13 protein-coding genes are annotated in these 12,507 nt (G+C 71.1%); 6 read left to right on the forward strand and 7 right to left on the reverse strand.

Going from position 1 to position 12,507, the window contains the following annotated elements; all coding sequences use genetic code 11:
* The first annotated feature begins 42 nt into the window (after window positions 1-42).
* The gene (locus FH610_RS25630; protein WP_139577368.1) at window positions 43-591 is read left to right on the forward strand and encodes a DUF4245 domain-containing protein; all 549 of its coding nucleotides are present in this window, start codon (window positions 43-45) and stop codon (window positions 589-591) included.
* On the opposite strand, the gene FH610_RS25635 is transcribed toward FH610_RS25630, so the two are convergent.
* The gene (locus tag FH610_RS25635; protein ID WP_139577421.1) at window positions 580-1,497 is read right to left on the reverse strand and encodes a LysR family transcriptional regulator; all 918 of its coding nucleotides are present in this window, start codon (window positions 1,495-1,497) and stop codon (window positions 580-582) included. The two genes, FH610_RS25630 and FH610_RS25635, sit on opposite strands and share 12 nt — an antisense overlap.
* Before the next feature lie 73 nt (window positions 1,498-1,570).
* On the opposite strand from FH610_RS25635, the gene FH610_RS25640 reads away from it, so the two are divergent.
* Window positions 1,571-1,960 carry a RidA family protein gene (locus FH610_RS25640; RefSeq protein WP_139577369.1) on the forward strand — a complete coding sequence of 130 codons (390 nt, stop codon included), beginning with the start codon at window positions 1,571-1,573 and terminating at the stop codon, window positions 1,958-1,960.
* 24 nt (window positions 1,961-1,984) lie between these two features.
* Here FH610_RS25640 and FH610_RS25645 read toward each other — a convergent pair whose 3' ends face one another.
* Window positions 1,985-2,551, reverse strand: a complete 567-nt coding sequence (locus FH610_RS25645) for a TetR/AcrR family transcriptional regulator (protein ID WP_139577370.1) — start codon at window positions 2,549-2,551, stop codon at window positions 1,985-1,987.
* A gap of 58 nt (window positions 2,552-2,609) precedes the next feature.
* Between FH610_RS25645 and FH610_RS25650 the strand changes: the two genes are divergently transcribed.
* A complete protein-coding gene (locus FH610_RS25650; protein ID WP_139577371.1) occupies window positions 2,610-3,785 on the forward strand; it encodes an FAD-dependent oxidoreductase in 1,176 nt (391 codons plus the stop codon).
* A 14-nt stretch (window positions 3,786-3,799) separates the two neighbouring features.
* On the opposite strand, the gene FH610_RS25655 is transcribed toward FH610_RS25650, so the two are convergent.
* Window positions 3,800-4,057, reverse strand: coding sequence for an exodeoxyribonuclease VII small subunit (locus tag FH610_RS25655; RefSeq protein ID WP_139577372.1), 258 nt, complete (start codon window positions 4,055-4,057; stop codon window positions 3,800-3,802).
* Window positions 4,058-4,191: 134 nt separating this feature from the next.
* On the opposite strand from FH610_RS25655, the gene asnB reads away from it, so the two are divergent.
* Window positions 4,192-6,033, forward strand: coding sequence for an asparagine synthase (glutamine-hydrolyzing) (gene asnB, locus FH610_RS25660; RefSeq protein WP_139577373.1), 1,842 nt, complete (start codon window positions 4,192-4,194; stop codon window positions 6,031-6,033).
* A gap of 47 nt (window positions 6,034-6,080) precedes the next feature.
* On the opposite strand, the gene xseA is transcribed toward asnB, so the two are convergent.
* Complete coding sequence (gene xseA / locus FH610_RS25665) at window positions 6,081-7,286, reverse strand: exodeoxyribonuclease VII large subunit (protein WP_139577374.1); 1,206 nt, start codon at window positions 7,284-7,286, stop codon at window positions 6,081-6,083.
* Between the two features lie 126 nt (window positions 7,287-7,412).
* Window positions 7,413-8,372 carry a DUF8129 domain-containing protein gene (locus FH610_RS25670; protein WP_139577375.1) on the reverse strand — a complete coding sequence of 320 codons (960 nt, stop codon included), beginning with the start codon at window positions 8,370-8,372 and terminating at the stop codon, window positions 7,413-7,415.
* Between the two features lie 116 nt (window positions 8,373-8,488).
* On the opposite strand from FH610_RS25670, the gene FH610_RS25675 reads away from it, so the two are divergent.
* Window positions 8,489-9,454: a 4-hydroxy-3-methylbut-2-enyl diphosphate reductase gene (locus FH610_RS25675; protein ID WP_139577376.1), complete on the forward strand. Its 966-nt coding sequence runs from the start codon at window positions 8,489-8,491 to the stop codon at window positions 9,452-9,454.
* Window positions 9,455-9,478: 24 nt separating this feature from the next.
* On the opposite strand, the gene FH610_RS25680 is transcribed toward FH610_RS25675, so the two are convergent.
* A complete protein-coding gene (locus FH610_RS25680) occupies window positions 9,479-9,979 on the reverse strand; it encodes a DUF6542 domain-containing protein (RefSeq protein WP_139577377.1) in 501 nt (166 codons plus the stop codon).
* Between the two features lie 10 nt (window positions 9,980-9,989).
* Entirely contained in the window at window positions 9,990-11,291 is a 1,302-nt protein-coding gene (locus FH610_RS25685) for a DNA recombination protein RmuC (protein WP_139577378.1), read from the reverse strand.
* A 109-nt stretch (window positions 11,292-11,400) separates the two neighbouring features.
* Here FH610_RS25685 and ychF point away from each other — a divergent pair, with 109 nt between their 5' ends.
* Window positions 11,401-12,489: a redox-regulated ATPase YchF gene (gene ychF, locus FH610_RS25690; RefSeq protein WP_139577379.1), complete on the forward strand. Its 1,089-nt coding sequence runs from the start codon at window positions 11,401-11,403 to the stop codon at window positions 12,487-12,489.
* The last annotated feature ends 18 nt before the right edge of the window (window positions 12,490-12,507 follow it).

Raw genomic sequence — 12,507 nt, forward strand, 5'->3', positions numbered from 1 at the left:
CGGTACGGCCACCGCCCGCTCCACCGACTAATCTCGCATTACGTGGGACGATTCACCCAGGGCTTCTACGGCTACGCGTTCGCGCTCTTCGTCTGCCTCGCCGCCGTCGGAGTGTTTCTGCTCATCACGCCGCAGAGCCGCACCGAGCACATCCCGCGGGTGGAGTTCTCGATCGACAGGGCCAACGCGGCGCGCACGGCGTCGTACGAGGTCGTCGCCCCGAGCCAGGTGCTGCCCAACTGGGTGCCCAACAGCTCGTCGCTGACACAGAAGAGCGGCGCCGTGACGTGGCGGCTGGGATTCGCGACCGCCAAGCGGCAGCACGCCATGCTCGCCCAGAGCGACGAGAGGCCGTCCGCGGACTTCGTCAACCGCATGGCCAACACCGACAAGGCCGGCGGGAACCGCCAGATCGACGGCGTGACCTGGGAGGAGCGGTTCCGCCAGGACAAGAACCAGCGGACGCTGGTCCGCGTCTTCCCCGATCACGCGGTGGTCGTCACCGGAACGGCCGACTGGGACGAGCTGACCGCCCTCGCCCGGACGCTCACGCCGCAGCCCAAGCCCTCTCCGGTGCCGTCATCGGGCTGAATCCGGATCCCGGCTGACGGTCGCCAGCAGGTGCGCGACCAGGGGGCTCAGGTCGTCCTTACGCCAGCCGACGGCGACCCGGGTGCGCGCGTTGGGCTCGACCGTGCGGAAGGCGACGCCCTTGAGCCGGATGCGCCGGATGCTCGCCGGAGCCAGGGAGACGCCCAGGCCGGTCTCCACGAGGGCGCATACGGTCTGCCATTCCACCGCCCGCTGGGCGACCCAGGGGGTGAAACCCGCCGCCGCGCACAGGCCGGTGATCTGGTCGTGGAGCCGCGGGCCGGTCTCGCGGGGCAGGAGCACGAAGGGCTCGTCCGCCAGCCGCGCGAGCCTCACGGTACGCAAGGCGGCCAGCGGGTGGGCGGACGGCAGCACGGCCACGAAGGGCTCGGTGAGCACCGTCCTGAAGGCGAGTTCCGCCTCGTCGGAGGCGTCGTCGGCAGGGGGTTCGCGCAGCAGTCCGACGTCGATGGATTTGTCGCGCAGGGCGGCGATCTGCGGCGCGGTGGTCATCTCGCGGATGTCCAGGCGGACGTCGGGGAAACGCCCACGGAACGCGCGCAGCAGACCGGGCAGGACGGTCAGGGCGAGGGAGGCGGCGAAGCCGATCCGCAGGTGCCCGGCCCGGCCGCTGCCGACGGCCCGGGCGGCGGCCAGCCCGTCGGCGAGATCGGTGAGGGCGCGGCGGGCGGCGGGCAGCAGTTCGCGACCCGCCGCGGTCAGGGCGACACGTCCCGGTTCGCGGGTGAACAGCGCGTGGCCCACCTTGTCCTCCAGGCGGCGGATCTGCTGGCTGAGCGGCGGCTGGGCGATGCCCAGGCGGGCCGCGGCGTGGCCGAAGTGCAGTTCCTCGGCGAGCACGACGAAGGCGTGCAACTGCGCCAGGGGGAGTTCGGGGCGCTCCATACGCACAGAGATATCAGACCATGCCTGAGGATGTATTAGACGTATCGATGGGCGTCGGCCTAGCGTTCGGCGCATGACGGAGCGACGCGTGATCCTCAGCGGCTCGACGTTCGAGGAGCAGATCGGCTATGCCCGGGCCGTGGTGGACGGTGACCGGGTGCATGTCTCCGGGACGACCGGTTTCGACTACACCACCATGACGATCTCCGAGAGCGTGGTGGAGCAGGCCGAACAGTGTCTGCGCAACATCGAGGCCGCGCTGGCCGAGGCGGGGTGCGGCTTCGCCGACGTGGTGCGGGTGCGCTACCTGCTGCCCGACCGGGCCGACTTCGAGCCGTGCTGGCCGGTCCTGCGCCGCCGCTTCGGTGACGTGCGGCCGGCGGCCACGATGATGGAGTGCGGTCTGGCCGACCCCCGCATGAAGATCGAAATCGAGGTCGACGCGCGGCGGCCCGGCGTCTGACGGCCCGTCACGCCGGACGCACGCTCACGTCGGCGGATTGCAGCCGTAGACGATGACCTCGGCCATGTTCCGGACGACGTCCCTGGTGACGTGCTCCGGTGGTGCGCTGACCAAGGTGAACAGCGCACCACCGTAGAGCGCGATCACGGCGGGGATCCTCCCGCGTGGAATGCCGAGGCCGAGTTCGTCGTGGTGCCCGGCGGTGACCAGCGACGCCGTGTCCTGCAGTCCCGCGAGCGCCGAGGCGATCACCGGCCGGCGCGCGGCCTCCAGTTGCAGTTCGAAGATCGCGAGGTAGCGGGTGCGCAGCGTGGTCGCCGCTGTGAACAACGATTCCGTCAGCAGGTCGACCAGCGTCGCTGGCTGCTTGACGGCCTGAGCGGTGTCGGCGTGATGCAACTCGGCGATGCGCTCCGCGGCGGCCACCAGCAGCGCTTCCCGGCTGCGGAAGTAGTTGGAAGCCGTTCCCGGCGGGACGTCCGCCGCTTTCTCCACCGCCCGGTGGGTCAGGCCGTGCACGCCCGATGACGCCAGCAGTTCGATGGCGGCATCGGTCAGGGCCCGGCGACGGGCCGGATTAGTGGGCGGCACGGGGCCATGCTACCAATAGCCGTACTAGTACGATCGTAGTGAATGAGCGGGAGGTCTCATGAGGATCGTGGTGGTCGGCGCCGGGCTCGGAGGAGTGGCGGCGGCGGTGGGGCTGCATCGCCTGGGTCATGAGGTGACACTCCTCGAACGGGGCGCCGAGCTCAGGGAAGCGGGCACCGGGATCGTGGTCATGCCCAACGGGCTTCGCGCGCTGGACGCACTGGGGCTGGCCGAAGACGTTCGCGGGCACGTCATCCATGCGGCCCGCGGGGGATTGCGGGACTGGCGCGGACGGCCGCTGCTGGTCACCGACCTGGTCAGGGCGCAGCAGGAGGGTGGAGCGCGGCAGGAGGTCGGGGCGCCCGACATGCTCGAGCGAGCGGAACTGCACCGATCGCTCCGCGCCCCGCTGCCGTCCGAGCTGGTGCGGACCGCGACCCCGGTCGAGCGCCTGGAGTCCGGCCCCGCCGAAGTGACCGTGATCAGCGGAGGCGAGCCCGTGGCGAGAGCGGACGCCGTGATCGTGGCCGACGGCATCGGCAGCACGCTGCGCGCGCAGCTCTTCCCCGGTCACCCCGGGCTGCGGCGGACCGGCCGAATGGACCTGCGCGGCATGCTGCCCCGCCCTCCCGGAATGGCGCAGGACCTGCTCGTCAGCCAGTTGGTCGACCGTCGCAGCGGGGCGATGTTCGGCCTTTTCCCCGTCGGCGAGGACCGCCTGTACTGGTTCACCGACTCTGTCCTGCGCGGTACACCGCCAGGCGCGGACGAGGCGCGCCGGCAGATGCTGTCCCTGATGGCCGACTGGCACCCTGTCGTCACGGCACTGATCGAGGCGACCCCGCAGGCCGACATCTATGTCGACCCGATCGCCCGCCTGGCCGAACCCCTGCCTTCGTTCGCGACCGGCAGGATCGCACTCCTCGGCGACGCCGCGCACGCCATGTCGCCGGACCTCGGCCAGGGCGCCAGCCAGGCATTCGAAGACGCCGCCGCACTGTGTCGCCACCTGGCCCGCCATCCGGCCGGCGCCGAGCCGGCCGACGTCGCCCAGCGACTCCTGCGCTACGACGCCGAGCGCAGGCCCAGGGCCAATCGCATGATGCTGGCGGCGTCCCGGCAGTCGCGGCTGACCTCCCGGACCGGCGTCGCCGCGTGGCTACGCGACACGTTGCTGCGGGCCGTGCCGTCCCGGCTGGCCACCCGGCAGCTCGCCGCCCTCTGGCACGCCTAGCCGCCTGCCCGGTGTCAGAAGGGCGCCTCTTCGGGGCCGTTCGGCTGAGGCTCCTGGCGCTGGGCCATCGCGGCGGCCAGCTTCGCGCGGGCGCCCTGGAGCCACTCCTCGCAGATCGCCGCCAGCCGCTCTCCCCGCTCCCACAGCTCTATCGACTGCTCCAGCGTGAGCCCGCCGGTCTCCAGACGGCGCACCACCTCGGTCAGCTCCTCGCGGGCCTGCTCGTACGACGGGGTCTGCCTGTCCGGCGGGGTCTGCTTGTCCTCAGCCACGTCCCCACCTTAGAGGCCGGGGCCGACACTCCGTGGCCTCTTAGGCGTGTCCGCTTTGGGCATAAATCGAATAGTTTGTCCGTTACTTAGGTGTACTAACCATCTTCGGGGGCGATGATCGGGGGGTCATCTTCATGTGTGGAATCAGCGGCTGGGTGGACTACGGACGTGACCTTCGTCGCGAACGGGAGACCGTGCAGGCCATGACGGACACGATGGCGTGCCGGGGGCCCGACGCCGAGGGGATGTGGCTCGCTCCGCACGTCGCGTTCGGCCACCGGCGGCTGGCCATCATCGACATCGAGGGCGGGCGCCAGCCGATGGCCGCCGAAACCGGCGGCGATGTCGTGGCCGCGCTCACCTACAGCGGCGAGGTCTACAACTTCAGGGAACTGCGCGCCGAGCTCACCCGGTGCGGGCACCGGTTCCGGACCCAGAGCGACACCGAGGTCGTCCTGGAGGCGTACCTCGAATGGGGTGAGGACTTCGTCTCCCGCCTCAACGGCATGTACGCCTTCGCCATCTGGGACGCGCGCCGCGAGGAGCTGCTTCTCGTGCGCGACCGTATGGGGATCAAGCCCCTGTACTACTACCCGACACCCAACGGGGTGCTGTTCGGCTCCGAGCCCAAGGCCGTCATGGCCAACCCGCTCGCCGAGCGCGTGATCGACGCCGACGGCCTGCGCGAGATCCTGGCCTTCGTCAAGACGCCGGAGAGCGCCGTCTTCCGGGGGATGTACGAGGTGCGGCCCGGCCAGGTGGTGAAGGTGCGGCGCGAGGGCCTGAGCAAGCGCCGCTACTGGCAGCTGGAGGCCCGCGAGCACACCGACGACCTGCAGACCACCATCCGGACGGTGCGGGAGCTGCTCGACGACATCATCGAGCGGCAGCTCATCTCCGACGTGCCGCTGTGCACGCTGCTGTCCGGCGGGCTCGACTCCAGCGCGGTCACCGCGCTCGCGGCCCGCGCGCTGGCCGGCCAGGGCGGGGTGCGGTCGTTCTCCGTCGACTTCGCCGGCTACAGCGAGAACTTCCAGGCCGACGACATGCGCGACACCCCGGACACGCCGTACGTCCACGACGTCGTGCGGCACGTCGGCTCCGATCACACGGACATCGTGCTGGACTCGGCCGACCTCATGGATCCCGCCGTGCGTGCGGCCGTCCTGCGGGCGAGGGACCTCCCGCTCGGCATCGGCGACATGGACACCTCGCTCTACCTGCTCTTCAAGGCGATCAGGGGGCACTCGACGGTGGCGCTGTCGGGGGAGTCCGCCGACGAGGTGTTCGGCGGCTACCGGTGGTTCCACGATCCCGAGGCGGTCAACTCCGGCACCTTCCCGTGGCTCGCCATACAGGGCCAGACGGGCCTGTCCAGCCGGGGCGAGTTCCTGCACGAGGAACTGCTGCGCAAGCTCGACATCCCCGCCTACCGCGCGGACAGCTACCAGCGGGCGCTGGCCGAGGTGCCCCGGGTGCCGGGGGAGACCGGGCTGCAGAAGCGGATGCGGGAGGTCAGCTACCTGCACCTGACCCGGTTCGTGCAGATCCTGCTCGACCGCAAGGACCGCATGAGCATGGCCGTCGGGCTGGAGGTCCGGGTGCCGTTCTGCGACCACCGGCTGGTCGAGTACGTCTTCAACGCGCCCTGGGCAATGAAGACCTTCGACGGGCACGAGAAGAGCCTGCTGCGCGCGGCGACGGCCGACGTGCTGCCCCGGTCGGTGGTCGAGCGCCGCAAGGTGCCGTACCCCTCGACGCAGGACCCGGCGTACGAGCGTGCGCTGCGTGCCGAGGTGACCCGCGTGCTCGCCGGGGACCCGGCCATCGGCTGCCTGGTGGACGCGGGCAAGGTGCGCACGATGCTCGACCAGCCCATGGGCGCGGTCAGCCTGCAGGGCGCCCGGACGTCGCTGGAGGGCATCCTGCAGATGAACGCGTGGCTCGGCGCCTACGACGTGCGCCTCGCGATCTGACCCGCTGCGGCCCGCGGCCCCCGCGGCCCGCGCGCCACGGCCCCGGTTCAGGCGTCCTGGGCGGTCACCGTCACGCGGTCGTCGGAGAAGCGGATCGTGAGCTCGTCACCCGGCTTGACGTCCCCGGCCAGGCGGACGACCTCTCCGGAGGGACGCTGCGCGATGGCGTAACCCCGCTCCAGGGTCGCTGCGGGGGAGAGGGCCACGAGCCGGGCCCTGAGATGTTCCAGCGAGTCGGCCGAGCGGTCCAGGGACGCCGAAAGGCAGCGCCTGGACCGCTCGCGCAGCGCGTCGACCTGCTCGGCCCGCCGGTCGAGCTCCCGGACGGGATCGGCGAGCGACGGCCGGGAGCGCACGGACTCGAGCCAGGACATCTCGCGCTCGACCCAGCCCCGCAGCACCCGGCGGCCCCGGTCTCTGAGCTGGTGGACGAGCGTGAGCTGCTCGCCCACGTCGGGCACGACCTTCTTGGCCGCGTCCGTCGGGGTCGAGGCGCGCACGTCGGCCACGAGATCGAGCAGCGGACTGTCCTGCTCGTGGCCGATCGCGCTCACCACCGGCGTGCGGCAGGCCGCGACGGCCCGCACCAGCGACTCGTCGGAGAACGGCAGCAGGTCCTCGAGGGAGCCGCCGCCCCTGGCGATGATGATCACGTCGACCTCGCGATCGGCGTCGAGCTTGCGCAGCGCCTCGGTCACCTCGCCCACGGCGTACGACCCCTGGACGGCGACCTGCTCCACCTTGAAACGGACGGCGGGCCAGCGGCGGCGGGAGTTCTCCAGCACGTCACGCTCGGCCGCCGAGTCGCGCCCGCAGATGAGCCCGACGGTGCCCGGCAGGAACGGCAGCCGTCTCTTCCTGTCGACGTTGAACAGGCCCTCGCCCGCCAGCACCTGGCGGAGCCGTTCGAGCCGGGCCAGCAGTTCGCCGATGCCGACCGGACGGATCTCCAGGGCCGTGAACGCGAACGAGCCCTTGTTGACCCAGAAGTCCGGCTTGACGTGCATCACGACGCGCGCGCCGTCGACGGGACGCGGCACGCTCGCCTCGTATACGCCCCGGGCGCAGGTGATCCGCGCCGAGACGTTCGCCACGGGATCGCGCAGCGTCAGGAAGACGGTGCCGCCCCTGGCGGTCAGCTCGGTGATCTGCCCTTCGACCCAGACGGTGCCCAGCTTGCCGATCCACTGGGCGACCATCTGCAGCACCGACCTGATCGGCAGCGGCGCCTCCGGGGACGTCTTCGCGCTCAAATGCCCTCCTCGCCTGGCCCGGCTCGCACCTGCAGGCTAGCCGTACCTGCCGACAATCCGCAGACGGCCAGGCGGAGGACGCCTCACCCATCCGCCCGGCGTACGGCCGGGCGGGCGCGACCGGGATCAGGACTCGGACTGGAGCTTGGACAGCCGGTTCTGGAACATCCGGACCACTTCGGGGCGGTTCAGGTGCGCCTGCTCGTAGTCCAGCAGCGCGTGCACCTGCTCGGCCGACTTGCCACGCATACGCGCCCGCAGCGACGCCACGGAGAGGTTCGCGTAGCCCGGCATCGGCTCCGCCGTCTCGGCGGTCGTCTCGTCCGTCGCCGGCTGTCCCACGGGCTGCTGAGCCGGCTCGGCCGCTGCGGCGACGGGCTGCTCCGCCGGCGCCTCGGCCGGGCTCTCCGGCGCCTTCGCGGCGGCGGGCTTCCTGCGGGTCCTGGTGGCCTTCGGCGCGGCGGTGGTCGTGCTCTCGGCACCGCTCGCGGCCTCGGCGGCTTCGGTCGTGGCCTTGCGGCGCGTGCGCGGCTTCTTGGCCTCGGCGGGCGCGGCCTCTTCCACGGTCTCCGTGGTCTCCGCGGTTCCAGCGGTTCCAGCGGTTTCGGTCGTCTCGGCGGTTCCGGCGGTGGCCTTGCGGCGGGTGCGCGGCTTCTTGGGCGCGGCGGTCCCGTCCGCTACCTCGGCGACGGCCGGGGGCTCGGCCTCGACGGGGGCGGCGGGCAGGTCGAGCTTCTCCGCCTCGGCGGCAGGGGCGGCCTCGGGCTTCGGCTCGGCGGCGGCCTCCACGTCCTCGACGGACGGAGTCTCAGCGGCCGGCGCCTCGGTCGTCACCGCCTCGGCCTGCTCAGCCTTCTCGTGCTTCTCGGTCTTGCTCGGGCGGGGGGCGAAGATGACGGGCTCCCGGCGCGCGGGCCGCTCCCCGGCGGCCTGCTCGGCGGCCTCCTCGGTCCGCGTGGCCTCGGCGGTCTCGGGACGTTCGCCGTCCTGCGCCTCGCCACCGGCGAAGCGCTCCTTGATGGTGGTCTTGATCTTGTCGCCGACCAGCAGCGCCTGTCCGACCCCGTTCAGAGCGGTCTGTAGCACTGTCGTTATTGCTCTAAGGACGGACATTTCTGCTCCCGGGGAGATGCGTATCTGGTACACCCAGTCTTGCAAGACCAGGGTCAAGGGGCGGCTCGCGTTCCACATAGCATAGGAACATGGACGTGCAGACCTCAGCGACCCGCCGTGTCCTGGTCGCCAAGCCCCGCGGCTACTGCGCGGGTGTCGACCGCGCGGTGCAGGCGGTCGAGCGGGCGTTGGAGCAGTATGGCGCGCCAATCTACGTTCGCAAGCAGATCGTGCACAACACCCACGTCGTGAAGACGCTGGAGGAGCGCGGCGCCGTCTTCGTGGAGGAGACCGAGGAGGTCCCCGAGGGCGCCATCGTCGTCTTCTCCGCGCACGGTGTCGCGCCCGCCGTGCACGAGGAGGCCGCGAGCCGCCGTCTCCGGACGATCGACGCGACGTGCCCGCTGGTGACCAAGGTGCACAACGAGGCCAAGAGGTTCGCGGCCAAGGACTACGACATCCTGCTCATCGGGCACGAGGGGCACGAGGAGGTCGAGGGCACCGCCGGTGAGGCGCCCGAGCACATCCAGCTCGTGGACGGGCTCGACGGCGTCGAGAACGTGTCCGTACGGGATCCGGAGAGGGTGGTCTGGCTCTCCCAGACGACCCTCTCGGTGGACGAGACCACCGAGACGGTCGCCCGGCTGCGGGGGCGGTTCCCCAACCTCATCGACCCGCCGAGCGACGACATCTGCTACGCCACGTCCAACAGGCAGACGGCCGTCAAGCAGATCGCCGCCGAGTCGGACCTGGTCATCGTCGTCGGCTCGGCCAACTCCTCCAACTCCAAGCGGCTCGTCGAGGTAGCCAAGGACTACGGCGCCGCCGCGTCCTACCTCGTCGACGACGCCTCGTTCGTGCGGGACGAGTGGCTGGAGGGCGTGCGCACGGTCGGCCTGACCAGTGGCGCCTCCGTCCCGGAGGAACTCGTGCGGGCAGTGCTCGCCAAGCTGGCCGGCCACGGTTTCACCGAGGTCGAGGAGGTCGAGTCGGTGCAGGAGAGCATGCGGTTCGCCCTGCCCCACGAACTCCGCAAGGACCTCCGCACGGTCTAGCCCAGGTGCGGCGCGAATCCGGGTTCACTCGTCGGCGGCCCTGCCGTACACGCGGGGCTCGAAGTAGCCCTCCGGCTCCGGGTCGAACGTGCGGACGCGCCCACGGCGCGAACGGAAGCGGGAGGCCGGAGTCGGTGTGGGCGCGGGCGCGCCGCGCAGCTCCCTCAGGCTGGCGGGCAGGCCGCGCACCCACGCGATGCCCAGCGCCAGAGCGGACCCGAGGAACAGCCACGGCGCGCCGGACGACAGCGCGGTGAACATCCCGAGCCCGAACGTCTGGAGCATCGAGCCCGAGCTGAGCGCCCGCACGAGTTCCACCAGCAGCGCCGCGACGAAGAAGACCAGCGGAGGCGTCACCACCAGCGGCAGCAGGTCCCGGGGACGCACCAGCAGGACCGCGGCGAGGCAACCAGCCACGAACGCGGGCCCGGGCAGGAACGGCATGCCCACCAGAGTGATCACGAAGAGCATGACGATCGCCCCCCGAGCGGTCAGCCGCAGCCCCGCTCGACCGGTGCCTGTCATCGGGCCCCCCTTACGACAAGTCTCGCGTCAATTTACCGTTCTGACGATGCGGGGGAGGGGGGCTTACCCGCTCTTCACCTTCGAGTTCGGGGATGGCGACCGGCCGGGGGACCTCCTCCACCGCCGACGGGGCGTCGAGCGGGTAGTCCACCAGACCGAGGTCGTTCATCCTCCGCGCGCTGACCAGGACCCTGCTCTCCAGCGAGCCGACCGTCTGGTTGTACGCGGTGACCGCTCTCGTGAGCGCCTTGCCCAGGCCGTCCACGTGCCGTCCGAGGCCGCCGAGCCGCTCGTACAGTTCCTTGCCCAGATCGAAGACGGCCTTGGCGTTCTCGCTGACCGAGGTCTGCTGCCAGGCGTACTGCGCGGTGCGGAGCATCGTGACGAGCGTCGTGGGAGTGGCGATGTGGACGCGCCTGCGCATCGCGTACTCCAGCAGCCCCGGGTCGCGCTCCAGCGCGGGCGCGAGGAACGCCTCGCCGGGGATGAACAGGACCACGAACTCGGGCGACGGATTGAACGCCTGCCAGTAGGACTTGGCGGCTAACCGGTCCACGTGCTCGCGCACGTGCCGCGCGTGGGCGTCCAGCCGGGCCGAGGCGAACTCGGGATCGGTGGCCTCGGCCGCCTCCAGGTAGGCCGCGAGCGAGACCTTCGCGTCCACGATGACGTTCTTGCCGCCGCTGAGCCGTACGACCATGTCGGGCCGGACCACGCCGTCGCGGGTGACGGCGCTCACCTGCTCGTCGAAGTCGCAGAAGCGGGCCATCCCGGCGATCTCCGCCACCCGGCGCAGCTGCAGCTCACCCCACCGTCCCCGGGCCTCCGGCCGCTGGAGCGCCCGTACCAGCGCGTCCGTCTGGGCCTTGAGCCGATCGGAGCTCTCCCGTACGAACTCCATCTGCTTGCTCAGCTCCGCGCGGGCGGCACGGGCGCCCGACTCGCTCTCCCTGAGCTGGCTCTCCACCTTGGAGAGCGTCTCCCGCAGCGGCGCGACCAGGTTCTCGACCGCCTGCCTGCGCTGGTCGAGGTCCCCGGCCGCCTCGGCCCTCGTGGTGTTCAGCCGGTTCTCGGCGAGTTCGAGGAAACGCAGGTTGGCCACGTCGAGGGCGTGTGCGGAGATGGCCTGGAACCGCTCGGTGAGCTGGTTCTCCATGTAGGCCACCTTGTCCTCGGCCGCCCGCGTCCGCGCCTCGGCCTCGGCCACCCTGGCGGCCCCCTGGGCGGTACGGCCCGCGGTCCGCATCCCGGCCAGGGCCGCTCCGACCACGACGCCGATCACCAGTCCCAGTGCGAGAGCCACGACATCCACGGTCTGGATGATTTCAGGCATTGGCGTGCCAAACAGGGAGGCGCGCCTGGGAGCGGGCCGAGGCCGTCGATGTCCGGCGCACCCTCCGAGGCCCCTAAACTCGTGGTACGTGAGCCTGAGCATCGGCATCGTCGGCCTGCCCAACGTCGGCAAGTCCACGCTTTTCAACGCCCTGACCAAGAGCGGGAACGCCCTGGCGGCCAACTACCCGTTCGCCACGATCGAGCCGAACGTGGGGATCGTCGGCGTGCCGGACTCCCGTCTGGACAAGCTGGCGGAGATCTACGGCTCCGCGCGCGTCCTCCCGGCCAAGGTCGAGTTCGTCGACATCGCGGGCCTGGTGAAGGGCGCGTCGGAGGGCCAGGGCAGGGGCAACCAGTTCCTCGCCAACATCCGCGAGACCGACGCGATCTGCCAGGTCATCCGGGTCTTCTCCGACCCCGACGTCACCCACGTCGACGGCGAGGTGGCGCCGGAGCGCGACATCGAGACGATCAACACCGAGCTGATCCTCGCCGACCTGCAGACGATCGAGAAGGCGCTGCCCCGCCTGCAGAAGGAGGCGCGCACCAACAAGGACCGCAAGGTCCTGCTGGAGGCCGCCGAGGCCGCCGCGAAGCTGCTCGACACCGGCACGACCCTGTACGCCGGGGGCAAGGCGGCCGGGATCGACCTCGCCGACCTGCGTGAGCTGCACCTCCTCACGGCCAAGCCGTTCCTGTACGTCTTCAACCTCGACGCCGACGAGCTGACCGACGCCGACCTGCGGGCCAAGCTCTCGGCGCTCGTGGCGCCGGCGGAGGCCGTGTTCCTCGACGCCAAGATCGAGTCTGAGCTGGTGGAGCTGCCCGACGACGAGGCGCTGGAGCTGCTGCAGTCCGTCGGCCAGGAGGAGTCGGGCCTCGCCCAGCTCGCCCGGGTCGGTTTCGAGACGCTCGGCCTGCAGACGTACCTGACGGCCGGGCCCAAGGAGGCCCGGGCCTGGACGATCCGCAAGGGCGCGACCGCCCCCGAGGCCGCCGGGGTCATCCACACCGACTTCCAGCGCGGTTTCATCAAGGCCGAGGTCATCTCGTTCGACGACCTGGTGGAGGCGGGTTCGATGACCGCGGCCAGGGCGGCGGGCAAGGCCCGCATCGAGGGCAAGGACTACGTGATGCGGGACGGCGACGTCGTGGAGTTCCGCTTCAACGTCTGAACCGGCCCTGTCCGCCCT

This window comes from Microbispora catharanthi (genome assembly GCF_006334915.2).
Taxonomy (GTDB): domain Bacteria; phylum Actinomycetota; class Actinomycetes; order Streptosporangiales; family Streptosporangiaceae; genus Microbispora; species Microbispora catharanthi.

Coding starts and splice junctions, on each gene's coding strand:
- FH610_RS25640 (WP_139577369.1), top strand. CDS start 1,571: ATGACGGAGCGACGCGTGATCCTCAGCGGCTCGACGTTCGAGGAGCAG.
- FH610_RS25680 (WP_139577377.1), bottom strand. CDS start 9,979: ATGACAGGCACCGGTCGAGCGGGGCTGCGGCTGACCGCTCGGGGGGCG.
- asnB (WP_139577373.1), top strand. CDS start 4,192: ATGTGTGGAATCAGCGGCTGGGTGGACTACGGACGTGACCTTCGTCGC.
- FH610_RS25650 (WP_139577371.1), top strand. CDS start 2,610: ATGAGGATCGTGGTGGTCGGCGCCGGGCTCGGAGGAGTGGCGGCGGCG.
- FH610_RS25635 (WP_139577421.1), bottom strand. CDS start 1,497: ATGGAGCGCCCCGAACTCCCCCTGGCGCAGTTGCACGCCTTCGTCGTG.
- FH610_RS25675 (WP_139577376.1), top strand. CDS start 8,489: ATGGACGTGCAGACCTCAGCGACCCGCCGTGTCCTGGTCGCCAAGCCC.